Below are 25459 nucleotides of genomic sequence, written 5' to 3'. Positions count from 1 at the left end.
GGCCAGGCAGTTCATCGATGCAATCGGCTAGGCGCGGATCGTATCGTGTCCGGGCAGCTCATTGGGCCATTCCGGCGATATATGTGTGTCAAATAAGTGGATCAGGCCGCGTGCGGATTAGCGCCGAATTGGCCAGACGGGATCACCGCAGTCGACGCCCTCGGTCGATAACTGCCGCTTGAGCACTTTGAACGTCATGGTGCGCGGTAGCGTCGCGCTGATCCGGACGTACGACGGCCACTGCTTGGGCCCGAGGTCTGGCTGTTCGGCCAGGAAGGCACGGAACTTATCGGCATCAAATTCCGCCCTGGGGGCCATCACCACCGCGGCCATCACCTGGTCGCCGACCACCGGATACACCGCAACTTCGGCGGCGCCGGGGTAGCGCTGCAGGACCCGCTCGATCGGTGCGGTGCCGAGATTCTCCCCGTCCACCCGCATCCAATCGCCGAGTCGGCCGGCGAAATACGCATAGCCGGCCTCGTCGCGGTAGGCAAGGTCGCCGGTGTGGTAAACACCGCCGGCCATCCGCTCGGCCTCGGCGGCCTCGTCGTTGTAGTAGCCCTCGAAGCGGCCCGGCCCGGCGATGTTGACCAGTTCGCCGACCACCCCGACCGGGCACTGCTCGCCGGTGTCGGGGTCGACGATCGCGATCCCGTCCGGCAGCGGACCCAACGAGCCCACCGGGGTATCGGGGGTATGCGTAATTGCCACCCCGCCTTCGGTAGATCCGAAGCCGTCCTGAACGACGCAGCCGAACCTGCGGGCAAACCGCTCGATGTCATCCGGCACGCCCTCGTTGCCGTACACCGCCCGCAGCGGGTTCTCCGCATCGTCGGGTTGTTCGGGTGTGGCAAGCACGTATGACAGCGGCTTGCCCACGTAGTTGGCGTACGTGGCGCCGTAGCGGCGCACGTCGACCAGAAACTGCGAGGCAGAAAACTTGCGCCGCAACACCATTGAGCCCTGACATGCCGCGGCCACCGCCCAGCCGACCAGCACCGCGTTGGAATGGAACAACGGCATCGACACGTAGCAGACGTCGTCGCGGCTGAGATCGAAACGCTGCGTCATCGTCACGCCGGCGATCGCCACCTTGCCGTGGCTGCATTTCACCGCCTTCGGATCGCCGCTGGTGCCAGAGGTGTAGATCAGCATGAAAAGGTCAGCCGGCGTGGCGGATTGAAAACGTAACTCGGTATCCCTTGGCGGGACTTGCGCGGCGACCGCTTCGGTCCACCCGGTGGAGTCGACGTTGACGTGCTCGAGATCGCCTAGTGTCGCGGCGGATTCCGTGTCGGCGAGCACGAGTTGGCAGTCGGCGTGCTTGATGTCGCGGGCCATTGCCGCGCCGCGGCGCACCGGGTTGAGGCCTACCGGAACGATTCCCGACATCCCGGCGGCCACCAGCATCGCCGAGAAGAACGGTGTGTTTTGCAGCAGCACGCCGACGTGGGGCGGACGCGCCGGGTCCAGACGCTCACGCAGCGCCGCGGCGATCGCGGCGCCGTGCTGTACGTGGTCGCGCCAGCTGGTGAATGAATCCTCGAAATAGACTCCCCGGTCGTCGATTTCGGCCAGCGGCACCAGCAGCCGGCTGACGGTCGGATCGGTCGGACTCACATTACTCAGGCGGGAGCCTCTGCCAGCTCACGACCGATTTGCCGCAGCTGCCCGGTCGCACCGCCCAGTCCGAACTCAATCTCCTTGGCGGCCAAGAAGTAACGATGCACCGGGTGATCGGTGTCGACACCGACACCGCCGTGCACGTGCACGATGGTGTGCGCCACCCGGTGCCCGGCTTCGGCCGCCCAAAACGCTGCGGTTGCCACGTCAATGTCGGCGGGAACGTCTTCGGATACCCGCCAGGCGGCCTGGGTGAGCGTCAGCCGCAACCCCTTGACGTCGATGTAGCCGTCGGCCAGCCGCTGCCCAACGGCTTGGAAGCTGCCGATCGGGCGGTCGAACTGCTCACGGGTACGCGCGTACTCTGCGGTCAGCTGCAATCCTCGTTCCAGCAGCCCGAGCTGAAACGCGGTGCGGCCCAGGGTCGCTAGTGTCCCCAGCCAAGCGGCCACTTCGCCCCCACCGACCGATCGGGTGGCATCAACGCCGTCTAGTTTCAGATGCCCGACACTACCCAGCCCGGTGGTCTGCAGCGCCGTCACCGAAACCCCGGGGTCGTCGGCGCCGACAAGGAAAACCCTTGTGCCGAAACCGGTTTCGACAGGCACCAGGAAGGCGTCAGCCACCGGACCGAAGGGCACCTGAGTGCGCGTTCCGGTGAGCCGGAGGCCGCCCCCGGCCTGGGCGGCCTGCACCGGCCCCTCACCCATTTCGCCATACAGGGCAGCGGTAAGGATCTTCTCGCCGTTGACCGCAGGCACGCCCCAGTCCTGTTGCAGCTGCTCAGACCCGAACCGAGCCAGCGCACCCGCACCCAGCACCACCGACTCCAGGTACGGCACCGCGGCCAGTTGGTGACCCAGCGCAACCAGCACCGCCACTTGCTCGAGCAACCCGAAACCCTCGCCGCCCAGCGAGGGCGCCGCGGCACTGGTCAGGATGTCGGTGTCAATCAGCTTGCGCCACAGTTCGCGGTCAAACCGGTGCTCGAGCGTGTCCAAGTCTCGCTGATGCTCCGGTGTGCATACCGCACCCACGATGGTGTCGACCAGACCGCCAAGGTCCTGTGCCGCTTCGGTGGTCGTGAAATCCATGTATCTGAGTCCTTTTCCCAAAGATGGTCAGCGGCTGGCGCGGGGCAGTCCCAGCGCGACCATGCCGATGATGTCGCGCTGGACTTCGTTGGTGCCGCCCCCGAAGGTCAAGATCAGGCACGCCCGGTGCATGCGCTCCACCCGCCCGCGCAGCAATGCCCCTGGCGAATCCTGGCGCAGTGTCGCCGCGGTGCCCAGCACCTCCATTAGCAGCCGATACGCCTCGGTGGCCAGCTCGGTCCCGAACACCTTGGCCGCCGACGCATCCGCCGGTGACGGCGCTTCGTCCTGTGAGGACGCCAGTTCCCAGTTGATCAGCTTGAGCACCTCGGCCTTGGCATATACCCGAGCCAGGTTGAGCTGCACCCACTCCGAGTCGATGAGCCGGGCGCCGCTGTCGTCCTTGGTGTTCTGTGCCCATTCGCGAACCTCGCGCAGGCACAGGAAGATTGGCGCCGACGACACCAGTGCGACGCGCTCATGGTTGAGCTGGTTCGTCACCAGCTTCCAGCCGCCATTCTCCTCACCGACCCGGTTGCTCACCGGCACCCGGACATCGGAGTAGTAGGTGGCGCTGGTGTCGGGACCGGCCATGGTGTGCACCGGCGTCCAGGAAAAGCCGTCGGCCGTGGTCGGCACGATCAGCACCGAAATGCCACGGTGTTTCTTGGTCTCGGTATTGGTGCGCACCGCCAACCAGACGTAGTCGGCGTACTGGATCAAGCTGGTCCACATCTTCTGGCCGTTGATCACATAGTCGTCGCCGTCGCGCACGGCGGTGGTGCGCAGGTTGGCCAGGTCGGTGCCGGCGCCCGGCTCGGAGTAGCCGATCGAGAAGTGCAGGTTCCCCGCCGCGATCTTGGGCAGGAAGAACTTCTTCTGCTCATCGGTGCCGTAGACCATGATGGTCGGCGCCACGCTGTTGATCGTCAGGAACGGCACCGGTGCACCGGCGATGGCCGCCTCGTCGGTGAAGATCAGCGAGTCCATCGGGGAGCGGTCCTGGCCGCCGTACTCCGTGGGCCAGTTCAGGGTGAGCCACCCGTCCTTGCCCATCTGGGCGATCGTCTCGCGGTACACGTTGCCAACGCCGTACTCGCCCTGCACCGAGCTCAGCGCCTCGCGACGCTCCGGGGTCATCAGCGTGGTGAAGTACGACCGCAGCTCGCGACGCAGCTCCTCCTGTTCAGGGGTGTAACTGATGCGCATTCCAGCCGCCTCCGGTCATAGTCACTCATGCCAACGACTACCCATTCGTTCTCCCGGTTGTAACACGTTCTAGTCTGAGGGTCCAGCGACTGTTTCGCCGGACCCATCGTCGTATGGTGGGGTAGGTACTGAACCGCGGTCGAAAGGTCAAGGAGGGTGCCGTGCGAGTAAAGGTGGACCGTGACCGATGCGAGGGTAACGCGGTGTGCTTGGGAATTGCGCCGGATATCTTCGATCTGGACGACGAGGACTATGCCGTCGTGAAGACCGATCCGATTCCGGCGGACCAGGAGGATCTGGCCGAACAGGCGATCGCCGAATGCCCGCGCGCGGCATTGCTGCGCGAAGACTAGCGATGACTAGCCCAGACTAGAGGTATTCATAAATTGAGTAGCAGCACGAACGCGACCGATCTATCCGGAAGGGTCGCGGTGGTGACCGGCGCGGCCGCGGGGTTGGGCCGCGCCGAGGCGATCGGCCTCGCCCGGCTCGGCGCCACCGTCGTCGTCAACGACATTGCCACCGCCCTGGACGGCTCCGACGTCATCGACGAAATCAGTGCCGCCGGCTCCAAGGCGGTCGCGGTGGCCGGTGACATTAGCCAGCGTGCCACGGCCGACGAGCTGATCGCTTCGGCCGACGGGTTGGGCGGACTGCACATCGTGATAAATAACGCCGGCATCACCCGCGACCGGATGCTGTTCAACATGTCCGACGAGGATTGGGACGCCGTTATCGCCGTGCACCTGCGTGGCCATTTCCTGCTCACCCGCAACGCGGCGACCTACTGGCGCACCAAAGCCAAGGAAGCCAAAGAGGGCGCTATCTATGGTCGGATCGTCAACACCTCGTCGGAGGCTGGCCTGGTCGGTCCGGTGGGGCAGGCCAACTACGGCGCCGCCAAGGCGGGTATCACCGCGCTTACCTTGTCGGCCGCGCGGGCGCTGGGCCGCTACGGGGTGCGCGCCAACGTGATCTGCCCGCGGGCGCGCACCGCGATGACGGCCGACGTCTTCGGCGAAGCGCCCGAGGACGGCGACATTGATCCGTTGTCGCCGGAGCATGTGGTAACCCTGGTCCAGTTCCTGGCGTCGCCGGCGGCCGCGGAAGTCAACGGTCAGGTGTTCATCGTGTATGGCCCCCGGGTGACGCTGGTTGCCCCGCCGAGCGCGGAGCGTCAATTCAGCGCGGACGGCCCGGCTTGGAAGCCCGCTCAGCTGAGCGCGACGCTGCAGGACTACTTTGCTGGCCGGAATCCGGAACACAACTTCGCCGCCACCCGTCTAATGACTTAGTGAGCGGATCGAGGCCGTTTGCCAGGGCTCGCAGACGGCTAGAACAGGTGTCAGAATGAGACCGCGAGATGGGGCGTAACCAGCGAAATTAACGCAGTTGATATAGACATATAGTTCATTGACACGGCGAAGTTGTTCTGGGTTAATATGAGCCGGCTCACACCGAGCAACGTGCGAACTGAGGACGCACCCAACCCTTATACCGACTTCGCCGCGAGCAGCAGACGGGGGGACCAAGTTGATCCAACAACTTGCCGTTCCGGCCCGGGCCGTCGGCGGGTTTTTTGAAATGTCGCTCGATACTGTACGTGCCGCCTTCAGGCGGCCGTTTCAATTTCGCGAGTTTTTAGATCAGACCTGGATGGTCGCTCGCGTTTCGCTCGTCCCCACGCTGCTGGTATCCATCCCGTTCACCGTCCTGGTGGCGTTCACCCTCAACATCCTGCTGCGCGAAATCGGCGCCGCCGACCTCTCCGGCGCCGGAACGGCATTCGGCACCATCACCCAGCTGGGCCCGGTGGTGACGGTGCTCGTCGTGGCCGGTGCCGGTGCCACCGCGATCTGCGCCGATTTGGGTGCCCGCACCATCCGCGAGGAGATCGACGCGATGCGGGTGCTGGGCATCGACCCGATCCAGCGGCTCGTCGTGCCTAGGGTTTTGGCTTCCACACTGGTCGCGCTGCTGCTCAACGGCTTGGTGTGCGCCATCGGGTTGTCCGGTGGCTATGTATTTTCGGTCTTTCTTCAAGGCGTTAACCCGGGAGCGTTCATCAACGGGTTGACCGTGCTCACTGGATTGCGTGAGTTGATCCTTGCCGAAGTCAAGGCTCTGCTGTTCGGTGTGATGGCCGGGCTGGTCGGCTGTTATCGTGGCCTGACCGTCAAGGGCGGGCCCAAGGGCGTCGGCAACGCCGTGAACGAAACGGTTGTCTACGCGTTCATCTGCCTTTTCGTGATCAACGTGGTGATGACTGCCATCGGCGTACGAATCTCGGCGAAGTAGGCGAAGTAGGCGAAGTAGGCGAAGTAACAGACGATGGCGGGAGCGCGATGGTGAGCATGGGATGAGTTACGACGCCACTATCCGCTTTCGCCGATTCATGTCGCGGCTTCAGGGGCCGGTCGACAGCTTTGGCGAGCAGGCGTTGTTCTTCGGCGAAACCATGCGCTACGTCCCCAACGCGATCACCCGCTACCGGAAGGAGACGATCCGCAACGTTGCCGAGATGACACTGGGCGCAGGCGCGCTGGTGATGATCGGCGGCACGGTCGGGGTCGCGGCGTTTCTCACGCTGGCGTCGGGTGGTGTGATCGCGGTGCAGGGTTATTCGTCGCTGGGCGACATCGGTATTGAGGCGCTCACCGGATTCCTCTCGGCTTTCCTCAATGTGCGGGTGGTCGCCCCGGTGATTGCCGGGATCGCGTTGGCCGCCACCATCGGTGCCGGCGCCACCGCACAACTGGGCGCCATGCGGGTATCCGAGGAGATCGACGCGGTCGAATGCATGGCGGTGCATTCGGTTTCGTACCTGGTGTCCACCCGGCTGGTTGCCGGCCTGATCGCGATCATCCCGCTGTATTCGCTGTCGGTGCTTGCCGCGTTCTTCGCGGCCCGGTTCACCACGGTGTTCATCAATGGACAATCCGCGGGTCTGTACGACCACTACTTCAACACCTTCCTCATCCCATCCGATTTGTTGTGGTCTTTTCTGCAAGCCATCGTGATGGCTATCGCGGTGATGCTGGTGCATACCTACTACGGCTACAACGCCAGCGGCGGGTCGGTCGGCGTCGGTATCGCCGTCGGTCAGGCGGTGCGTACTTCGCTGATCGTCGTGGTGGTCATTACCTTGTTTATCTCGCTCGCCGTTTACGGAGCGTCCGGCAACTTCAATCTCTCGGGGTAACACCATGGCAGGCACCGGATCACGACGCACGGCTGTGCGGGTGGCGGCGGCGCTGCTGGGTGGCCTGCTTGTCGCGTCCGCGGTTCTGACGTACCTGTCCTACACCGCGGCCTTCACCTCGACCGAAACTGTCACGGTCTCGTCGCCGCGGGCCGGGCTGGTGATGGAAAAGGATGCCAAGGTCAAGTACCGGGGCATCCAGGTCGGCAAGGTCGAAGACATCAGCTACAGCGGTGAGCAGGCGCGGCTGAGGCTGGCCATCAACAGCAACGAGTTGCACTTCATCCCGTCCAACGCCACGGTGCACATCGCCGGCAACACCATCTTCGGCGCCAAGTCGGTGGAATTCATCCCGCCCACCGGCGCGCCGGCGGGCTCGCTGCGTCCGGGTGCGCGCGTCGAGGCCTCGGCGGTCCAGCTGGAAGTCAACACCTTGTTCCAGTCGCTGATCGACCTGCTGCACAAGATCGACCCCGTCGAACTCAACGGGACGCTGAGCGCGTTGTCGGAGGGGCTGCGTGGCCACGGCGACGATCTGGGTGCGCTGCTGTCTGGACTGAATACCCTGACGCGCCAAGCCAACCCGAAGCTGCCCACCCTGCAGGAGGATTTCCGCAAGGTAGGCATCGTGACCGGCTACTACGCCGACGCCGCCCCCGACCTCAATACCGTGTTCGACAACCTGCCGACGATCAACAAGACCCTCGTGGACCAGCAGAACAACCTCAACAACACGTTGTTGGCCACCATCGGCCTGGCCAACAACGCCTACGAGACGCTGGAGCCGGCCGAACAGGACTTCATCGCCGCCATTAACCGGCTGCGGGCCCCGCTCAAGGTGGCCGGCGAGTATTCACCGGAATTCGGCTGCCTGTTCGCCGGCATCGATCGCGGTGTCAGAGAGTTCGCGCCGCTGATCGGCGTCCGCAAGGCCGGCCTGTTCACGTCGTCGAGCTTCGTGTTGGGCGCGCCCGCGTATACCTATCCGGAGAGCCTGCCGATCGTCAACGCCTCCGGGGGGCCGAACTGCCGTGGGTTGCCCGACATTCCGACCAAGCAGACCGGCGGGTCGTTCTACCGGGCGCCGTTCCTGGTCACCGACAACGCCTTGATTCCCTATGAGCCGTTCACCGAGGTTCAGGTCGACGCGCCGTCGACGTTGCAGTTCTTGTTCCACGGCGCCTTCGCGGAACGGGACGACTTCTGATGGCGCGCGGGGGCATGCCGTCGCATCGGTCGATGGTGATCAAGGTCAGCGTTTTTGCGGTGGTCATGCTGCTGGTGGCCGCGGCCCTGGTGGTGGTATTCGGTGACTTCCGGTTCGGCCCGGAGACCAGTTATCACGCCACCTTCACCGACGTGTCGCGGTTGAAGGCGGGCCAGAAGGTGCGCATCGCCGGAGTACCGGTCGGCGCGGTCAAGGGCGTCAAGCTCAACCCGGACAACACCATTGATGTGACATTCGGCGTCGACAAGCGCTACACGCTGTACTCGTCGACGCGTGCGGTGGTCCGGTACGAAAACCTGGTCGGCGACCGGTTTCTGGAGATCACGTCGGGGCCGGGCGAGCTGCGCAAGCTGCCCCCCGGCGGGACGATCAACTCTCAACACACCCAGCCGGCCCTGGATCTCGATGCGCTGCTGGGCGGGCTGAAGCCGGTGCTCAAGGGCCTGGACGCCGACAAGATCAACACGATCAGCAGCGCCGTCATCGAGTTGTTGCAGGGTCAAGGTGGCGCGTTGGCCAACGTGCTCGCCGATACCAGTGCCTTCTCGTCGGCGCTGGGTAGACGTGACCAGCTCATCGGCGACGTGATCAACAACCTCAACACGGTGCTGGGTACCATCGATGCGCGCAGCGCTCAATTCAGCGCGAGCGTCGACCAGCTGCAGCAGCTGATTACCGGACTGGCCAAGAACAAGGACGCGATCGCCGGTGCTATCCAACCGCTTTCGTCAACGACGACGGATCTGACTGAGCTGCTGAGGAATTCGCGCAGGCCGTTGCAAGGCATCTTGGAAAATGCCCGGCCGCTGGCCACCGAACTGGATAACCGCAAGGCAGAGATCAACAACGACGTCGAGCAACTGGGCGAGGACTACCTGCGCCTGGCCGCGCTTGGCGCCTACGGATCGTTTTTCAACATCTACTTCTGCACCGTGACGATCAAGATCAATGGGCCGGCCGGTAGCGACATCTTGATCCCCTTTGGCGGCCAGGTGGATCCCAGTAAGGGGAGGTGCGCTTTTGCCAAGTAGCAAGCGAGACCGCGACCCACTTCGCACCGGCATCTTGGGGTTGGCGGTGGTGATCTTCGTCGTGCTCATCGCGTTCGGTTACAGCGGGCTACCGTTCTGGCCGCAGGGCAAGACGTACGAGGCCTACTTCTCCGACGCGGGCGGTATCACACCCGGTAACGCGGTTTTGGTGTCAGGTTTCAAAGTCGGCAAGGTGTCGGACGTGAGCCTGGCCGGCAACAGCGCCAAGGTCACCTTCAACGTGGACCGCAAGGTCGTCATCGGCGACCAGTCCCTGGCCGCGATCCGGACCGACACCATCCTCGGTGAGCGCTCGATTTCGGTGACCCCGGCCGGCACCGGCCGTGCGACGACGATTCCGTTGAGCCGGACCACGACGCCCTACACGCTTGCCGGCGCCCTTGAGGATCTCGGCGAAAACGCGAACAACCTGAACAAACCCCAGTTTGAGCAGGCCTTGAAGGTGCTGACCGAGACGCTGCACGACGCCACCCCGAGCCTGCGCGGCGCTCTGGACGGCGTGACGACGCTTTCTCGCACGCTGAACACCCGTGACGAGGCGCTGAAAGGGCTGCTGGCGCACGCAAAGACGGTGACCTCGGTGTTGTCCGAACGCGCCGCCCAGGTCAACAAGCTCATCGATGACGGCAACCAACTGTTCGCCGCACTCGACGAGCGACGTGCCGCGTTGGGCGCGTTGATCGCGGGGATCGACGATGTCTCAGCACAGATTTCCGGCTTTGTCGCCGACAACCGCAAGGAGTTCGGCCCGGCTCTGAACAAGCTCAACCTGGTGCTGAGCAACCTCAACGAGCGCCGCGACTACATCACCGAGGCCCTCAAGCGGCTGCCCCCGTATGCGACCACGCTAGGCGAGGTGGTCGGCTCCGGGCCCGGATTCAATGTCAACGTCTTCGGGGCGATCCCGGCCCCATTGGTAGGGGTAATGTTCGACGCCGTCTTCCAGCCGGGCAAGCTGCCGGATAGCCTCGCTGACAATCTGCGGGGAATGATTCAAGAGCGCTGGATCATTAGGCCGAAGTCACCATGACGGCGCCGCGACGTTTCGGCAGCAAGGGGCTGCGCACCGTCACCATCGTCGTGTTGGTCGTGGCGCTGATCGGTGGCGCCTACGCGCTGTTCTCCGCGGGTAGCGCCGGCCGAAAAATCACCGCCTACTTCACTTCTGCCGTCGGGATCTACCCCGGAGATCAGGTCCGCATCCTCGGCGTGCCAGTGGGCGAAATCGACAGCATCGAGCCGCGCCCGTCCGACGTCAAGATCACCATGTCGGTGTCCAAGGATCTCAAGATTCCCCCGAACGTCCAGGCTGTCATCATGTCGCCAAACCTGGTGGCGGCGCGGTTCATTCAGCTCACCCCGGCATATACCGGCGGAGCGACACTGCCCAACGGCGCCAGCATCGACCTGACCCGCACCGCGGTCCCGGTGGAATGGGACGAGGTCAAGGAAGCGCTGACCAAACTGTCCGTTCAACTCAGTCCGGCGGCCGACGAGTTGCAGGGCCCGCTGGGCGCGGCGATCAACCAGGCCGCCGACACCCTCGACGGCAAGGGCGACTCGTTCCACAGCGCACTGCAGGAACTTTCGCAAGTGGCTGGGCGCCTTGGGGATTCGCGCAACGATATCTTTGGTACCGTCAAGAATCTGCAAGTACTGGTCGATGCGCTGGCGGACAGCAACGAACAGATCGTGCAGTTCGCCGGACACGTGGCATCGGTGTCGCAGGTGCTCGCGGACAGCTCGCGCAACCTGGACCACACGCTGGGTACGCTCAACCAGGCGCTCTCGGACATCAGAGGGTTCCTGCACGAGAACAACTCGACGTTGATCGAAACGGTCAACCAGCTCAACGACTTTGCCCAGACCCTCAGCGACCAGAGCGAGAACATCGAACAGGTCTTGCATGTGGCGGGCCCGGGGATCGCCAACTTCTACAACATCTATGACCCCGCGCAGGGCACCTTGAACGGCCTGTTGTCGCTGCCCAACTTCATGAACCCGGTGCAATTCATCTGTGGGGGCTCCTTCGACACCGCGGCCGGGCCGTCGGCGCCGGACTACTTCCGGCGCGCCGAGCTCTGTCGCGAGCGGCTGGGACCGGTGCTGCGCCGGCTCACCGTGAACTACCCGCCGATCATGTTCCACCCGATCAACACCATTACGGCGTACAAGGGCCAGATCATCTACGACACCCCGGCCACGCAGGCAAAAGCGGAGACACCGATTCCGGAGTTGACGTGGATACCGGCGCAGCCAACGCATCCGGCATCGAATCAGACAGATCTGCAAGCCCTGCTGGTCCCGCAAGCGCCGGGATCCCCGCCGGGGTACGGCCCGTTGCCCGGTCCCGCGCCAGGGCCGGCGCCCGGTCCCGCGCCCGGGCCGTCGGCGCCTGGGCCGGCGCCCGCCGAGCAGGGGGGCGGCTGATGAGCCGAATCTGGTTGCGTGGCAGCGCATTAGCTGCCGGTAGCGTACTGCTGGCCGGTTGCAGTTTCGGCGGGCTGAACTCGCTGCCGCTACCCGGTACCGCCGGCCATGGAGGTGGCGCATATTCGATCACCATCGAGTTGCCCGATGTGGCGACGCTGCCGCAGAACTCGCCGGTCATGGTCGACGATGTCACCGTGGGCAGTGTCGCCGGAATATCCGCCGAGCAACGGCCCGACGGATCGTTTTATGCCGCAGTGAAGTTGGCGCTCGACAAGAACGTGGTGCTGCCGGCCAACGCGATCGCCAAGGTCTCCCAGACGTCACTTTTGGGTTCGCTGCACATCGACCTGGCCGCGCCGAGCGACCAACCCCCGAAGGGCAGGCTGGTCGATGGGTCGAGAATTGCGGAGTCCCACACCGGCCGCTATCCCACCACCGAGGAGGTGTTCTCCGCACTCGGCGTGGTCGTCAACAAGGGCAATGTCGGTGCGCTGGAAGAGATCACCGACGAGGCCTACCAAGCGGTGGTCGGCCGGAAGGGCCAGTTCATCGACCTGGTCCCCAGGCTCGCGGAGCTGACGGCGGGCCTCAACAGGCAGGTCAACGATATCATCGACGCGGTCGACGGGCTGAATCGGTTTTCCGCAATCCTGGCGCGTGACAAGGACAATCTGGGCCGAGCGCTGGACACGCTGCCGGAAGCGGTTCGGGTGCTTAACAAGAACCGGGACCACATCGTCGACGCATTCGCCGCGTTGAAGAAGCTGGCGATGGTCACTTCGCACGTGCTCGCCAAGACCAAGGTGGATTTCGCCGCCGACCTCAAAGACCTGTATGCGGTTGTCAAGGCCCTCAACGACAGCCGCAAGAATTTCGTCACCTCGTTGCAGATTTTGCTGACGTTCCCGTTCCCCAACTTCGGCATCAAGCAGGCCGTGCGCGGCGACTATCTCAACGTGTTCACCACGTTCGATCTGACCTTGCGCCGGATCGGTGAGACGTTCTTCACCACGGCTTATTTCGACCCGAACATGGCGCACATGGCCGAGATAGTCAACCCGCCCGACTTTCTCGTCGGCGAACTGGCCAACCTGTCCGGACAAGCCGCCGACCCGTTCAAGATTCCGCCCGGTACGGCGACACAGTAGGGGCGGAAAGATGATCGACCGACTCACCAAGATTCAGCTATCCATCTTCGCGGTGATCACCGCCATCACCTTGACCGTGATGGCGATCTTCTACCTGCGCCTGCCCGCCACGTTCGGCATCGGAACCTACGGCGTGAGCGCCGATTTCGTCGCGGGCGGCGGTCTGTACAAGAACGCCAATGTCACCTACCGCGGTGTCGCCGTCGGGCGCGTGGAATCGGTGGAGTTGAACCCCAACGGGGTTACCGCTGAGATGCGCCTGAACAGCGGCACCGCGATTCCGTCGAATGTCACCGCCAGCGTGAAGAGTGTTTCGGCCATCGGCGAGCAGTACATCGATCTGGTGCCGCCGGACAATCCCTCGCCGGCCAAGTTGCGCAACGGATCTCGCATCGAGCGGCAGAACACCCGCATCGGCCAAGACGTCGCCGACTTGCTCAAGCAGGCCGAGACGCTGGTCAGTAGCATCGGCGACACCCGGCTGCGCGAGCTACTGCACGAGGCGTTCACCGCAACCAATGGCACCGGTCCGGAATTGGCCCGGCTGGTCGAATCCGCGCGATTGCTGGTAGACGAGGCCAACACCAACTACCCGCAGGTATCGCAGCTGATCGACCAGGCGGGCCCGTTCCTGCAGGCACAGGTTCGCGCCGGCGGCGACATCAAGGCGCTCGCTGACGGGCTGGCCCGGCTCACTTCCGAGGTCCGGCGTGCCGACCCACAGCTGCGCGACACGCTGGCTACCGCTCCGGGCGCGATCGACGAGGCCAACACCGCGTTCTCCGGCATCCGCCCATCCTTTCCCACGCTGGCCGCCAGTTTGGCCAACCTGGGCCGGGTAGGTGTGATCTATCACAAGACGATCGAACAGCTCCTGGTGGTCTTCCCGGCGCTGTTCGCCGCGATCACCACCTCTGCCGGCGGCGCACCCCAAGACGAGGGCGCCAAGCTGGACTTCAAGCTCGACCTGAACGACCCACCGCCGTGCAACACCGGCTTCCTGCCCCCGCCGCTGATGCGGACGCCCGCCGACGAGTCGGTGCGGGAGATCCCCACCGACATGTACTGCAAGACAGCTCAGAACGACCCCACCGACGTGCGTGGTGCCCGTAACTACCCGTGCCAGGAGTTCCCCGGCAAACGGGCGCCGACGGTCGCGCTGTGTCGCGACCCGCGCGGCTATGTGCCGATCGGCACCAACCCGTGGCGGGGCCCGCCGATCCCGTACGACACGCCCGTCACAAATGGGCTAAACATCTTGCCGCCCAACCATTTCCCGTACATACCGCCGGGAGCCGATCCGGACCCGGGCATTCCTATTGTTGGACCGCCCCCGCCCGGTGTGACACCCGGTCCGGGGCCGGCGCCGAACCAGCCGGCGTACATTCCGCCGCCGCCCAACGACAATGGCCCACCGCCGCCGTTCACGTCGTGGATGCCGCCGGGGTATCCACCGGAACCGCCGCAGGTTCCATTCCCGAAGTACCTTGAGCCGCCGCCCCCGCCGTTGGGCACCGGACCGGCGCCAGGTCCGGAACCGCAGGCCAGTGGTACGGCCTATACCACCTACGACCCGACCACCGGGCTGTTCAAGGACCCGGCGGGCGGCACTGGTATCTTCGCGTCCGGAATCGTCGGCGCATCAAGCGCCGAGAATTGGGTGGACCTGATGCTCGCTCCGAAGCCGATGTAGTGGATCCTGTAGTGGCAGAACAGCAGTCGACGACGCAACGCGTGCGCAGGCGGGCGTCCCGCGCGGCGGGCCCGGCCAAAACTGAATCGGGTGCCAGCTCAGCGGCCCCCGTTGCCGTCCAGGTTCCGCCCGAGGCCCAGGCTGGTCTCAAGGCCGAGTTCAAGGGCGAGGCGAAGCCGAAAGCCAAGTCCGCCAAACGGTTGACGACCCTCCGGCCGCCACCACGGCGGCCCGCTCATCGCACACTGGTCGGCTGGATCACCGCCGCCGGCGGCCTGCTGGTGGTCGTCGCGTTGGCCGTCGGTGTGACCGTGCTGGCCTTGCAGCAGCGAAAGGCCGACGCCGAGCAAGCCCGGGAACAGCGTTTCGTCGACACCGCCACCCAGACGGTGGTGAACATGTTCAGCTACACGCCGGACACCATCGACGAGAGCGTGAACAGATTCGTCAACGGCACCAGCGGCCCGCTTCGTGGCATGCTCAGCGCCAACAACAACGTCGACAACCTCAAGGGCCTGTTTCGCTCCACCAACGCGACCTCGGAGGCCGTCGTGAATGGCGCCGCCCTGGAAGGCATCGACGCGGTCAGCGACAACGCGTCGGTGTTGGTGTCGGTGCGGGTGACGGTCGCCGACATCGACGGTGTCAACAAGCCATCCATGCCCTACCGGCTGCGGGTCATCGTCCACGAGGACGAGGCTGGGCACATGACCGGATACGACCTCAAGTATCCCGACGGGGGCAACTGATGCGTCGGTGGCTGCGCGGGCTGCTCACCGTCGCCAGCGGCCTGCTACTCATCGCGATCGTGGGGCTGTCCGCGGCCGGTGGGTGGTTCTACTGGGACCGGGTGGAGACCCGGGGCGAAGAGGCGGCCCGAGCGGTGTTGCCGGCGTTGGCGGCCAAGGAAATACCCCAAGTCTTCGCCTACGATTACCAGACCGTCGAACGCAGCCTCAACGAGGCGTATCCGTTGTTGACGCCCGACTATCGCCAGGAGTTCCAGAAGAGCGCCAACGCGCAGATCATCCCGGAGGCCAAGAAGCGCGAGGTGGTGGTCCAGGCCAATGTCGTCGGCGTGGGAGTTATGGCCGCCAAACGTAATTCGGCATCGGTGATGGTTTACATGAACCGAACCGTGACCGACAAGTCACGGCAGCCGCTCTACGACGGCAGCCGACTGCGGGTGGACTTCAAGCGGATCGACGGCAAATGGCTCATCGCCTACATCACCCCGATCTAATGCGGCAACCGCGACACTGACACCAGGTACACGGCACGCCGCGACGGATGTGCGTGGCTTGAGTCTCGGCGGCCGGGGGTAGTCCCCAGCGCTAATAGCACATCGCAATGCCGTTGCAGTACAACGGGTAACGCTCGATCGGGCTGGGTGGCGGCCCGGTCATCTGCAGCGAGAACGGTTCCTTCTTCATGTCCGGCTGCAGGCCACACACCGCGCCGTGCAGGGTGGTGTGGGTGCCACTCAGCGTTTCGTCGCTGAACGCATAGGTATCGGTGGTGGGCGCGGTGCCGCCACCCGGACACGAAACGCCTTCTGGCTTACTCACCGTGAAGGTCCACAGCATGCTGGACATTCGAGCCCTGCCGCTGTAGTTCTGCAAGCGATCCTCGCGGGTGATCGGCGCTCCCGCCGTCGCGCTCACGACGTTCAACGCACAGTTGAACGCCCACACGATCGGGTCGGAATAGTCGTTCATGTTGCGGGTTCCGGATGGCTGATCGCACAGCGCGGTAATCGTCCAGGTCGCCCCGGGCACACCCGCCTCGCTCAAGGCGTAGGCGCCGTCCGGCGGTGGTCCCAGCGCGCGTGCCGGTTCGCCCGAATCCAGGGCGATTCCAGTGCCAACGGCAAAGACGATGCCGGCGCCAGCGGCCAGCCCGCGACGGATGTTCACCTCGATCCTCCCTTCACGCCCAAGCTGCATTGAGTATCACAGCGTTCGGGCGGGAAAACCATGGGTTCGTCAGTCGCCGAATAGTCGCGGACGCTGTCTGGTGGACCTGCTTCGTTATTACCAAGCGATTTCAATACCTCAGGTTGTCAATTCTTTTGACACGCCTGGCAATGCGATTACTACGTCATTGATAATTAACTGAATTCACTCCGGGTGCCGCGTCGAGCGAGTGCGATGACATACCGATCGAAGGGGACCGACCAGGGCCTAAGTCGCCGCTTTGAAACTGTGTGCAGCCCGTAAGCAGCATCGCCAGCACGGCGCCCAGCAGCGCGGCCACCGCTCCGACCGTACGCATCGTGGTGCTTTTTTGTGCGCCCAATTGACCATTCCCTTCATTTGCTTGGAAGTTCCGATGCTACCGCCACATTTTGCGCAGCGGAACTATTTCTGAGTACAAAATTTGTGAATACAACATAGGTCTCATAATGTCAAACATGTTTACAAATAGGACCGGAAAAAGGTCAGGCCTCGTTTCCCAGGACTTCGCGCGCCAGCTCGCGCAGCGCGCGGCGATCCTCGTCCAGCGCTGCGCGCCCAGCCGGGGTCGCCCGGTAGACGCGGCGGGTGCGGCCGGCCACGACCTGCTGCTCCGAGACCAGTAGGCCGTCAGCCTCGAGGCGGTGCAGGGTCGGATACAGCGTGCCGGGGCTCACTTTGTATCCGTGGCGGCCCAGCTCCTCGGTCAGCCACGCGCCGTGGACTTCGTCGTCGGCGGCGTGATGCAGGATGTGCAGCCGCACCGCGGCCCGCTGAAACTCCCGCAACCCCAGACCACCTCACGCCGGTGACGAAACCGATATCGGATAGCGATTCTACCGTGTGCGGGCTCACCAGCGCCGCAACAGCATCATGAAACCGACGTCGACAGCGTGTAGCAGACAACTCGGACTCCGATATCGTTTTCCGATAGTTTTTCGGGACCAAGCCGACCTGGTCCCGGACGGGTGGAGAGGCACTGGTGGACCAGGACAGGGACGAGAATTCGGTGTTCGGCTTTGTCGACGTCGTCGTCGAACGCGAGCAGGTGCGCGCGTTGGACGGATTCACCGCCACCATTCCGGCGCGGGGGGTGACGGCGGTGTTTGGACCATCGGGATCGGGCAAATCGACCCTGCTGCGCTTGTGCAACCGCCTGGACGTGCCGACCAGCGGACGAGTGTCGTTCCGCGGCAAGGACGTCGCGGGGATCGACCCGCTCTGGCTGCGGCGCCGGGTGGGGATGTGTTTCCAACGTCCGACGCCGTTTCCCGGCACAGTGGCCGACAACCTGCGCGTCGCCGAGCCGGAGGCTTCGGAGGCACGGATGCGGGAAACGCTGCAGCGGGTGGCGTTGGCGGGGTCGTGGTTGGACCGCGACGCGATGGCGCTCTCCGGTGGCGAGGCGCAGCGCATGTGTCTGGCCCGCACGCTGATGGCGCAGCCCCAGGTGTTACTGCTGGATGAGCCCACGTCGGCCGTCGACGCGGATGCGGCCGAGGTGATCGAGCGTGCGGTGCGGGAGCTGGCGCAGGATGGCATTCCGGCCCTGTGGGTCACTCACAACCCGGCGCAAGTGGAGCGGGTCGCTGACCGCGTTCTGCACATGGAGCGGGGCCGGTGTACCGGGTTCGGCCCCATGGACTCCGACAACGGACCGGGCACGCGGTGAACGGGCAGGTCGGCTGGATAGGGCTGGCGACGTCGCTGGCCCTGGTGGTATTGGCCGCGGCGATTTCGTTGTGGCAGCGATTGGGCCTACAGCGTCAAGTGCTGTGGGCGGCGGCTCGCGCGCTGGTCCAGTTGTTGCTGGTAGGCGGTGCCTTGACGCTGATACTCGAGCCAGGCCGTTCGCTGTGGTGGTCATGGGCGTGGACCGCAGGCATGATCGCGTATGCCGGGGACGTGGCCCGCCGACGGGCGCCGGAGGTGCCCCGGCTGGCGCCGCTCGCGATCGCCGCGTTCACCGCGGCGGCGGCGATCAGCCTGGGCGTGATATTTGGGCTGCGGGTGTTCCCGCTGCAGGCACGAACCCTGGTGCCGATCGCCGGGATGATGATCGGCAACTCGATGACCGCGATGGTGTTGGTGGCGTGGCGCCTGGTCGACGAGCTGCGCGACAAGCGCGACGAGGTCGAAGCTAGGCTGGCCCTCGGTCAACCCTCTCGCCAGGCCGCCGCCCCATACCTGCGAACCGCCTTGCGGTCGGCGATATCCCCGCAGATCGAAACCACCAAAGCCACCGGACTGGTGTTCCTGCCGGGCGCCATGACCGGACTGATCCTCGCCGGAGTACCCCCGGTCCAGGCAGTGCTCGTGCAGGCGGTGGTGATGTTCCTCATCCTCGGCTCGGTCGCAGCCACCACTGTCGTCGTCGCCCTCGGGCTCGTCCGCCTGGTGTTCACTCGGGACCATCGATTACTGCCGCTGAGGCAGCGACCCGAAACCTCCGCGCCGACCCGAACCAGTGCCTAGTGGCGATCGCAAGCGCGGCGCAGCCGGGCGCAGCGGGTCGCCACCAGTGCCTAGTGGCGATCGCAAGCGCGGCGCAGCCGGGCGCAGCGGGTCGCCACCATCGTGCCTAGTGGCGATCGCAAGCGCGGCGCAGCCGGGCGCAGCGGGTCGCCACCATCGTGCCTAGTGGCGATCGCAAGCGCGGCGCAGCCGGGCGCAGCTTCCATATAGTTGCGCGAGCTGGTTAGTAACCAAAATCCCCGTGATTCAGTGCTACACTAATTCACATGGCAACGAGGAATATCACGCTTTCGATGCCAGACGAACTCGTCCGTCGCGCGAAAATCCTCGCGGCGCAGCGCGATACATCGGTGTCCGGGCTGGTCGCGCGGCTGCTGGAACAGCTCGTCGGCGACGTCCGCGACTACGACGACGTGGCAGTGGAGGAACGCCGCCTCATGAAAGAGGGCATCGGTCTGCGCGTGGGTGAAATCACCTGGTCACGCGACGAGGTTCACGAACGCTGACCATGGACTTCGTCGACACGAATGTCCTGCTGTACGCCTACGACACTGCTGCAGGACATCGTCATGACCGTGCCGCCGACCTTGTGGGCCGTCTCTGGCAGGAACGAAGCGGTGCAATCAGCGTGCAGGTGCTGCAAGAGTTCTTCGTCAACGCCACCCGGAAGGTCGCTGCTCCGGTCACACTGGAAGCGGCGGTCGATCGACTTCGTAGCCTGTCTCGCTGGCGCGTTCATTCGCCACTAGCAGACGATGTCGTGGCGGCGGCCTTGCTGTCGCACCGGCATCAGCTGTCGTTCTGGGATGCGATGATCGTGCGCAGCGCCGCTGAGCTGCACTGTGGCACCCTTTGGTCGGAGGATCTCAATGACGGCCAGCTCATAGAGGGCGTTCGCGTGCGCAACCCGTTCGGATGATCACCCAATGGCGGCGATGGTCTCGCACGGAAGAGCCACTTTGCGCTGGCCAACTGACCTGCGCTGCTGGTCCTCGATCACACCGCGCGCCGTGCGGGGCCCCCGGCACGGCCGCCCACGAAGACACCTCCCTCACGCCCGCCGCTTGACAGCCCCTGCGAATACGTCACCGAAATTCCGTGCCAGACACTAGCTCTGGCCTTTAGGGTGCGCTTCGGCGAGGGCGTCGAGAAACGACCGGGCCCAGCGGTCGACGTCATGGGCGAGCACCTGCCGTCGCAGTGCCCGCATCCGCCGCCGTCCGTCTTCGACGGTCTGGTTGAGCGCGGCCTCGATGGCATCCTTGACGCCTTCGAGGTCGTGCGGGTTGACCAGATAGGACTGCCGGAGTTCGGCTGCGGCACCGGTGAATTCGGACAGGACCAGGGCGCCGCCCAGGTCGCTACGACAGGCGACGTACTCCTTGGCCACCAGGTTCATTCCGTCGCGCAGCGGGGTGACCAGCATGACGTCGCTGGCCACGAAGAACGCGATGAGTTCGTCCCGCGGAACCGGACGATGCAGGTAGTGCACCACCGGGTGACCGACTTCGGCGTATTCGCCATTGATGTGGCCGACCTGGCGTTCGATGTCGTTACGCAGGATCTGGTAACTCTCCACCCGCTCGCGGCTCGGGGTCGCAAGTTGCACGAGAACCGTGTCATCGCGCTTTGCGCGGCCTTCGGCGAGCAGTTCAGAAAAAGCCTTCAGCCGGACGTCGATGCCCTTGGTGTAATCGAGGCGGTCCACGCCGAGCAGGATCTTGCGGGGATCACCGAGCTCCGCCCGGATCTCCCGGGCCCGTCGCCTGATGTTGCGGTCGCGGGCGGCGTGGTCGAGTGCGCCAGAGTCGATAGAAATGGGAAACGCCCCGACCCGAACGGTGCGGGACTCGAGCTCCACCTCACCGAACCGCGATCGCACGCCCACCAATGCCCGAGAAGTGTTGGCGCCGAGCAGTTGGCGGGACAGGTACAGGAAGTTCTGGGCGCCGCCGGTCAGATGGAAACCCACCAGGTCGGCACCGAGCAAACCCTTGACGATCTCGGTGCGCCAGGGCATCTGCATGAACAGTTCCACCGGCGGGAACGGAATATGCAGAAAGAAGCCGATGGTCAGGTCGGGCCGCAGCTCGCGAAGCATTTTCGGCACGAGTTGCAGCTGGTAGTCCTGCACCCATACGGTCCCGCCCTGGACGACCGCGTCCGACGTGGCCTCGGCGAAGCGGCGGTTGACGTCGACATAGCGCTCCCACCATTCGCGGTGGTAGATCGGTTTGACGATGACGTCGTGGTACAGCGGCCACAGTGTGGCGTTGGAAAACCCCTCGTAATAGTCAGCAACGTCTTCGGCGGACAGATGTACCGAGTGAAGCCGTAGGTCATCCTGGACGGCCGGCTCCGCAGCCGCGTCTGCGTCGCCATCCACCAATCCGGGCCAGCCGATCCAGGCCCCGCGCTGTTTGCGGAGCAACGGCTCTAAAGCAGTGACCAGCCCCCCTGGGCTGCGTTTCCAGGTCGTCGTACCGTCGGGAAGTCGCTCCAGATCAACGGGTAGCCGGTTGGCGACCACCACAAATTCGGAGTCGCCGCCTGTCTTGGGGCCTCCCCTGGGAGTCATTAGCTTTCGAGCTTGGCCGGCCCAATACCAAGCATGGACAAGAAAATGCGGCACTCATCGGCGTCGTTCGCATATGCGGCGACAACACGCCTGGCCTGGCTCGCGGTGCTGTCGGCCACCGGTTCCACATCACCGATTTCGCCATGGTCAGATTTGGTAGGCATTACACAACTGTAAATGAGATCAAGATCCGGCCGCAGCCGCGGCACTCGGCCAGGGTGACGGTGCGGGCCAGGGAACTGACGCTGACCGACGCATCATTGATTTGCCGGAAGCCAAAACATGCCGTCACGCGACGCCACCAGGCCACCGGGGAACAGTGGCCGATCCCGCGGAGCATCCTTGCCGAGCAGGCCCTGGATCTGTTCCTGGGCGCTGCCCTCAAACAGCGCCTGCATCAGCCGGCGGACGAGCGAGGACTTCAACATCGGCACCATGCTCCCGTTTGGTCCGGCCTTGTCCACCGCACCGGCAAACTCCGCAGATTGTGACTGGAAGCGCTCCGCGAGGGCGTCAGCGTTGGTCAAGGCGCACTCTCCCGACGAGATACCGCCGACGAGCTCGATGAACGCCTCGAGCTCAGGTCTGTCATTCTTGGTGATCTTCTTGGCCTGCCAGAAGTACGACGTCTCGCTGTGATGCATCTCGTAAAACGACAGCAGGAATTCATAGAACACGCTGTATTCGCGCCGGTACCTGGCTTCGAACTCGTTCATCGCCGTTTGCTCGTCGACGAGCCCGGCCAACGCGCTGTTGATACTCCGGGCTGCCAGCAGAGCGCCGTAGGTCGCGAGATGCACACCCGAAGAAAACACCGGGTCGACGAAACATGCCGCATCGCCGACTAGCAGCATGCCCGGGCACCAGAACGTCGTCTGGTGGTAGGAGTAATCCTTGCGGACTCTGATTTTCCCGTATTGGCCGCTAGTTACCCGCTCGGCCGAGCACAGGAAGTCCGAGATCATGGGACATTCCTCGATGAGGGATTTCAGCGCCGTCTCGGGGTCGCCCTGCACCTTCTCGGCCATCTCCCGCTGCACGACCGCGCCGACGCTCGTCAGCGTCTCGTTTAACGGGATGTACCAAAACCATCCGCTGTCGAACGCCACACAGAGAATGTTGTTGTTGTTCGGTTCCGGCATCCGCTTGCCGCCCTCGAAGTAACCAAAAAGAGCCAGGTTGCGGAAGAATTCCGAATACCTCCGCGTTCCGCCCACGCGTTGGTACAGGCGACTTTTGTTTCCCGAAGCGTCGATCACGAACCGCGCACGAGCTTCGCGTGGGCTGCCGTCACCGTTGGTGTATCGCACTCCGAGCACTCGGCCGTCGGCAGTGATGACGTCGGTGACCACGCAGCCCTCGCGAACCTCGGCTCCGACACGGCGGGCGTTGTTGAGCAAGATCTCGTCGAATTTCGAACGCTCGACTTGGTAAGCGAAGGAGGTCGGGCCTGCCATCCGCGGAGAGGCCGAAAAGGAGAAGGCCCATGGTTCGGGACTGGCTCCCCACTTGAAGGTGCCGCCCTGCTTCCGGGGGAAGTTCGCCTTAGCGAGCTCGTCGGCCACTCCGGTCAGACGGCAGACCCCGTGGATCGTGGACGGTAGCAGGGATTCACCGATCTGATAGCGAGGAAAGAATTCCTTTTCTAATACCAGAACCCGGTGCGACTGCATGGCCGTCAGAGCCGCCAATGTCGAGCCGGCGGGACCACCGCCGACCACGATCACATCGAACTCTTCCGGATTCGTCAGGGCCATCTCTTTTGTTCCTCTCGACTTCCTTTCGGGAGTGTTGTCATGACCGCTGCCAGTCGTCGGGACGGCTCACAGTAGTCAATTTGGTACGACGAATGCGCATTGGCGCAATGTGCAGTTTGACCGTCATACGGGCCGAATTCTGGGCATCGCTGCAATGTCGCCGGCCGCGCGCTCCTGGTGCACTTCTCGAAGCTGCACACCCAGGACCAATGGAGAATCGCGATGGAGCACGTCCAGCGGATTGCAAGCCGTGTCGCTATTGGCAGCGGGGACATCGAAACGTCTGGGTCTCAGCGCCGCTACGAACCCGACTATCCGCGGCACGTCGACGCCCGGTTGCTCCGGATCGCCGGCGTATGCGTGCTGGCTTTGATGATCGTATGTCTGGACACGACGGTCGTCTTTGTCGCCCAACGCACGTTTGTCACCGTGTTCAACTCCACCGAAGCCGTCGTTGCCTGGACGATGACTGGCTACGTGCTCGCGCTGGCCACGGTTACCCCGCTGGCCGGATGGGCAGCCGATCGATTCGGTGCCAAACGACTATTCATTGGTTCAGTTCTGACCTTCACAGTGGGTTCGGTGCTCTGTGCGACAGCACCAAACATCATGTTGCTCATCATATTTCGCGTGTGTCAGGGCTTCGGTGGTGGCGTCTTGATGCCCCTGATCCTCACCATCGTGACTCGCGAGGCCGGTCCTGGGCGCGCCGGTCGGGTCATGGCGGTGGTCGGCGTACCGGCACTGCTCGGCCAAATCGGTGGGCCGATCCTGGGAGGTTGGTTGGTCCACACCTACGGCTGGAAATGGATCTTTTTGATCAACCTTCCGGTGGGCCTGGGCACGGCGGTCCTCGCAGCGATCGTCTTCGCGAAGGATCAACCGAGACCGTCGGAAGTCTTCGACTTCATCGGCGTGCTGCTGCTGTTGCCCGGCTTGGCGACACTACTGTATGGCCTATCGTCCCTGCCCGGTCGGGGTACCGCGGCCGACCCCGAGGTGTGCCTACCGGCCACCATCGGCGTGGTGTTGATCACGGGCTTCGTCTTCCATGCCCTTTATCGCACCGATCATCCGCTGATCGATATGCGGTTGTTCGCCAACCGTGTGGTCACCCTCGCCAACGCCGTGATGTTTCTGTTTATCGTCGCGTTTTGCGGTTCTGGGCTGATATATCCCAGCTACTTTCAGGAGCTGCTGCACCACACGCCCCTGCAGGCTGGATTGGCCACCATCCCGGTCGGACTCGGCGCGTTAGTGGGTGTGCCGCTCGCCGGTAGGTCCCTGGATAAGCATGGACCAGGGAAAGTCCTGATGGTGGGCGCCATACTGGTCAGCACGGGTGCGGGCATCTTTGCTTACGGTGTTGCCAACCGGGTCGGTTACTTTCCCATCCTGGTCGCCGGGATGACGATCGTGGGTCTGGGTGTGGGTTTCATGCAGATGCCGGCATCCGTAGCCGCCGTGCAGTCCTTGGCCCCGCATCAGATCGCACGCGGTTCAGCCCTGGTCAGCGTGAATCAGCAAATAGCCGCCTCGGTGGCCTACGCGCTGATGTCGGTGATCTTGACCATTCAATTCAGCCGCAGCGAAAACGTTTCGACCGCACACAAAATTGCGAACCTACAAAAGCGAAATAGGTTTGAAGTGCCCCCCGACCCGGCCGTCATTCCCCGGCGAGCTCTTAGCCCCGATTTCGCGGTCAGTGTCATGCGTGACCTGTCCCATGCATACACCGTCGTCTTCGTCGTTGCTTTTGCGCTGACGGCGTTGACGCTCATTCCCGCGGCGCTGTTGCGTAAGCCTGGATCCACCCATCCAGCAGCCCGCCCGTAGCCCGCGGAGCGTGGTCTCGATGTCGGGAGCAGGTGTGCGTCGATGTGCGGTGTGCTGCGTCGCAGCACGCAGAACAAGGCCATATGTCCATGTTCAAGGTCGGGGTACTGCACTAGCTTTTTCTTGGCGCCACAGGTTGCGACGAGCGGCGATGTGGATCTGCGACCCGGCTT

The 25459-nt window shown here is 64.1% G+C and carries 25 protein-coding genes; 17 read left to right on the top strand and 8 right to left on the bottom strand.

The features are described from left to right. Window positions 1–117: 117 nt before the first annotated feature. From fadD17 to AADZ78_RS24435, 3 genes are read right to left on the bottom strand one after another with little or no spacing between them, the layout of a single operon-like run. Window positions 118–1623 carry a long-chain-fatty-acid--CoA ligase FadD17 gene (fadD17, locus tag AADZ78_RS24445; protein ID WP_085252609.1) on the bottom strand — a complete coding sequence of 502 codons (1506 nt, stop codon included), beginning with the start codon at window positions 1621–1623 and terminating at the stop codon, window positions 118–120. Between the two features lie 5 nt (window positions 1624–1628). Next, window positions 1629–2720, bottom strand: a complete 1092-nt coding sequence (locus AADZ78_RS24440; protein ID WP_085252608.1) for an acyl-CoA dehydrogenase family protein — start codon at window positions 2718–2720, stop codon at window positions 1629–1631. Between the two features lie 27 nt (window positions 2721–2747). Continuing rightward, a complete protein-coding gene (locus AADZ78_RS24435; protein ID WP_085252607.1) occupies window positions 2748–3929 on the bottom strand; it encodes an acyl-CoA dehydrogenase in 1182 nt (393 codons plus the stop codon). Window positions 3930–4090: 161 nt separating this feature from the next. On the opposite strand from AADZ78_RS24435, the gene AADZ78_RS24430 reads away from it, so the two are divergent. From AADZ78_RS24430 to AADZ78_RS24375, 12 genes are all read left to right on the top strand, one after another. Further along, window positions 4091–4282, top strand: a complete 192-nt coding sequence (locus AADZ78_RS24430) for a ferredoxin (RefSeq protein WP_085252606.1) — start codon at window positions 4091–4093, stop codon at window positions 4280–4282. Window positions 4283–4315: 33 nt separating this feature from the next. Then, window positions 4316–5224, top strand: coding sequence for a 3-oxoacyl-ACP reductase (locus AADZ78_RS24425; protein WP_085252605.1), 909 nt, complete (start codon window positions 4316–4318; stop codon window positions 5222–5224). A 238-nt stretch (window positions 5225–5462) separates the two neighbouring features. Continuing rightward, on the top strand, window positions 5463–6227 hold the full coding sequence (locus tag AADZ78_RS24420) for an MlaE family ABC transporter permease (protein ID WP_085252604.1): 765 nt from the start codon (window positions 5463–5465) through the stop codon (window positions 6225–6227). Between the two features lie 61 nt (window positions 6228–6288). After that, on the top strand, window positions 6289–7131 hold the full coding sequence (locus AADZ78_RS24415) for an MlaE family ABC transporter permease (RefSeq protein ID WP_085252603.1): 843 nt from the start codon (window positions 6289–6291) through the stop codon (window positions 7129–7131). 4 nt (window positions 7132–7135) lie between these two features. Beyond that, complete coding sequence (locus AADZ78_RS24410) at window positions 7136–8338, top strand: virulence factor Mce family protein (RefSeq protein WP_085252602.1); 1203 nt, start codon at window positions 7136–7138, stop codon at window positions 8336–8338. Then, the gene (locus AADZ78_RS24405) at window positions 8338–9390 is read left to right on the top strand and encodes an MCE family protein (RefSeq protein WP_085252601.1); all 1053 of its coding nucleotides are present in this window, start codon (window positions 8338–8340) and stop codon (window positions 9388–9390) included. Before AADZ78_RS24410 ends, AADZ78_RS24405 begins: the two co-directional genes overlap by 1 nt. Further along, window positions 9380–10441 carry a virulence factor Mce family protein gene (locus AADZ78_RS24400; protein WP_085252600.1) on the top strand — a complete coding sequence of 354 codons (1062 nt, stop codon included), beginning with the start codon at window positions 9380–9382 and terminating at the stop codon, window positions 10439–10441. Before AADZ78_RS24405 ends, AADZ78_RS24400 begins: the two co-directional genes overlap by 11 nt. Continuing rightward, window positions 10438–11841: a virulence factor Mce family protein gene (locus AADZ78_RS24395; protein WP_085252599.1), complete on the top strand. Its 1404-nt coding sequence runs from the start codon at window positions 10438–10440 to the stop codon at window positions 11839–11841. The genes AADZ78_RS24400 and AADZ78_RS24395 overlap by 4 nt, the downstream gene beginning before the upstream one ends. Beyond that, window positions 11841–12992, top strand: a complete 1152-nt coding sequence (locus AADZ78_RS24390; RefSeq protein WP_085252598.1) for a virulence factor Mce family protein — start codon at window positions 11841–11843, stop codon at window positions 12990–12992. Before AADZ78_RS24395 ends, AADZ78_RS24390 begins: the two co-directional genes overlap by 1 nt. Before the next feature lie 10 nt (window positions 12993–13002). After that, window positions 13003–14685 (top strand): virulence factor Mce family protein, encoded by a 1683-nt coding sequence (locus AADZ78_RS24385; RefSeq protein WP_085252597.1) that lies wholly within the window; start codon window positions 13003–13005, stop codon window positions 14683–14685. Further along, the gene (locus AADZ78_RS24380) at window positions 14685–15434 is read left to right on the top strand and encodes a mammalian cell entry protein (protein ID WP_085252596.1); all 750 of its coding nucleotides are present in this window, start codon (window positions 14685–14687) and stop codon (window positions 15432–15434) included. Before AADZ78_RS24385 ends, AADZ78_RS24380 begins: the two co-directional genes overlap by 1 nt. 11 nt (window positions 15435–15445) lie before the next feature. Further along, window positions 15446–15928 carry a mammalian cell entry protein gene (locus AADZ78_RS24375; protein WP_139828974.1) on the top strand — a complete coding sequence of 161 codons (483 nt, stop codon included), beginning with the start codon at window positions 15446–15448 and terminating at the stop codon, window positions 15926–15928. 91 nt (window positions 15929–16019) lie between these two features. On the opposite strand, the gene AADZ78_RS24370 is transcribed toward AADZ78_RS24375, so the two are convergent. After that, on the bottom strand, window positions 16020–16601 hold the full coding sequence (locus AADZ78_RS24370; protein WP_085252594.1) for a hypothetical protein: 582 nt from the start codon (window positions 16599–16601) through the stop codon (window positions 16020–16022). Window positions 16602–17125: 524 nt separating this feature from the next. Beyond that, the gene (locus AADZ78_RS24365; protein ID WP_085252593.1) at window positions 17126–17428 is read right to left on the bottom strand and encodes a PadR family transcriptional regulator; all 303 of its coding nucleotides are present in this window, start codon (window positions 17426–17428) and stop codon (window positions 17126–17128) included. Between the two features lie 194 nt (window positions 17429–17622). Between AADZ78_RS24365 and AADZ78_RS24360 the strand changes: the two genes are divergently transcribed. The 4 genes from AADZ78_RS24360 (at window position 17623) to AADZ78_RS24345 (ending at window position 20034) form a co-directional block, all read left to right on the top strand. Beyond that, on the top strand, window positions 17623–18312 hold the full coding sequence (locus tag AADZ78_RS24360) for a phosphate ABC transporter ATP-binding protein (protein WP_204080524.1): 690 nt from the start codon (window positions 17623–17625) through the stop codon (window positions 18310–18312). Next, window positions 18309–19115, top strand: coding sequence for an ABC transporter permease (locus tag AADZ78_RS24355; protein WP_085252592.1), 807 nt, complete (start codon window positions 18309–18311; stop codon window positions 19113–19115). Before AADZ78_RS24360 ends, AADZ78_RS24355 begins: the two co-directional genes overlap by 4 nt. Window positions 19116–19408: 293 nt before the next feature. Further along, a complete protein-coding gene (locus AADZ78_RS24350) occupies window positions 19409–19621 on the top strand; it encodes a hypothetical protein (protein WP_239655031.1) in 213 nt (70 codons plus the stop codon). Window positions 19622–19623: 2 nt separating this feature from the next. Beyond that, window positions 19624–20034 carry a PIN domain-containing protein gene (locus tag AADZ78_RS24345; protein WP_085252590.1) on the top strand — a complete coding sequence of 137 codons (411 nt, stop codon included), beginning with the start codon at window positions 19624–19626 and terminating at the stop codon, window positions 20032–20034. Between the two features lie 189 nt (window positions 20035–20223). Here AADZ78_RS24345 and AADZ78_RS24340 read toward each other — a convergent pair whose 3' ends face one another. From AADZ78_RS24340 to AADZ78_RS24330, 3 genes are all read right to left on the bottom strand, one after another. Next, a complete protein-coding gene (locus tag AADZ78_RS24340) occupies window positions 20224–21693 on the bottom strand; it encodes an alpha,alpha-trehalose-phosphate synthase (UDP-forming) (protein ID WP_085252589.1) in 1470 nt (489 codons plus the stop codon). Beyond that, a complete protein-coding gene (locus AADZ78_RS24335) occupies window positions 21693–21857 on the bottom strand; it encodes a hypothetical protein (RefSeq protein ID WP_139828972.1) in 165 nt (54 codons plus the stop codon). Before AADZ78_RS24335 ends, AADZ78_RS24340 begins: the two co-directional genes overlap by 1 nt. A gap of 93 nt (window positions 21858–21950) precedes the next feature. Continuing rightward, window positions 21951–23450 carry a tryptophan 7-halogenase gene (locus AADZ78_RS24330; protein WP_085252588.1) on the bottom strand — a complete coding sequence of 500 codons (1500 nt, stop codon included), beginning with the start codon at window positions 23448–23450 and terminating at the stop codon, window positions 21951–21953. A 222-nt stretch (window positions 23451–23672) separates the two neighbouring features. Between AADZ78_RS24330 and AADZ78_RS24325 the strand changes: the two genes are divergently transcribed. Continuing rightward, window positions 23673–25286 (top strand): DHA2 family efflux MFS transporter permease subunit, encoded by a 1614-nt coding sequence (locus AADZ78_RS24325; RefSeq protein ID WP_085252612.1) that lies wholly within the window; start codon window positions 23673–23675, stop codon window positions 25284–25286. Window positions 25287–25459 lie beyond the last annotated feature (173 nt).

This window comes from Mycobacterium riyadhense (assembly GCF_963853645.1).
Taxonomy (GTDB): Bacteria; Actinomycetota; Actinomycetes; order Mycobacteriales; family Mycobacteriaceae; genus Mycobacterium; species Mycobacterium riyadhense.
The sequence above is the reverse complement of the archived record's forward strand: the minus strand, read 5'-3'. Positions and strand labels throughout refer to the sequence as shown.

Coding starts and splice junctions, on each gene's coding strand:
- AADZ78_RS24440 (WP_085252608.1), bottom strand. CDS start 2,720: ATGGATTTCACGACCACCGAAGCGGCACAGGACCTTGGCGGTCTGGTC.
- AADZ78_RS24435 (WP_085252607.1), bottom strand. CDS start 3,929: ATGCGCATCAGTTACACCCCTGAACAGGAGGAGCTGCGTCGCGAGCTG.
- AADZ78_RS24415 (WP_085252603.1), top strand. CDS start 6,289: ATGAGTTACGACGCCACTATCCGCTTTCGCCGATTCATGTCGCGGCTT.
- AADZ78_RS24410 (WP_085252602.1), top strand. CDS start 7,136: ATGGCAGGCACCGGATCACGACGCACGGCTGTGCGGGTGGCGGCGGCG.
- AADZ78_RS24405 (WP_085252601.1), top strand. CDS start 8,338: ATGGCGCGCGGGGGCATGCCGTCGCATCGGTCGATGGTGATCAAGGTC.
- AADZ78_RS24395 (WP_085252599.1), top strand. CDS start 10,438: ATGACGGCGCCGCGACGTTTCGGCAGCAAGGGGCTGCGCACCGTCACC.
- AADZ78_RS24390 (WP_085252598.1), top strand. CDS start 11,841: ATGAGCCGAATCTGGTTGCGTGGCAGCGCATTAGCTGCCGGTAGCGTA.
- AADZ78_RS24385 (WP_085252597.1), top strand. CDS start 13,003: ATGATCGACCGACTCACCAAGATTCAGCTATCCATCTTCGCGGTGATC.
- AADZ78_RS24350 (WP_239655031.1), top strand. CDS start 19,409: ATGCCAGACGAACTCGTCCGTCGCGCGAAAATCCTCGCGGCGCAGCGC.
- AADZ78_RS24345 (WP_085252590.1), top strand. CDS start 19,624: ATGGACTTCGTCGACACGAATGTCCTGCTGTACGCCTACGACACTGCT.
- AADZ78_RS24340 (WP_085252589.1), bottom strand. CDS start 21,693: ATGACTCCCAGGGGAGGCCCCAAGACAGGCGGCGACTCCGAATTTGTG.
- AADZ78_RS24335 (WP_139828972.1), bottom strand. CDS start 21,857: ATGCCTACCAAATCTGACCATGGCGAAATCGGTGATGTGGAACCGGTG.
- AADZ78_RS24330 (WP_085252588.1), bottom strand. CDS start 23,450: ATGGCCCTGACGAATCCGGAAGAGTTCGATGTGATCGTGGTCGGCGGT.
- AADZ78_RS24325 (WP_085252612.1), top strand. CDS start 23,673: ATGGAGCACGTCCAGCGGATTGCAAGCCGTGTCGCTATTGGCAGCGGG.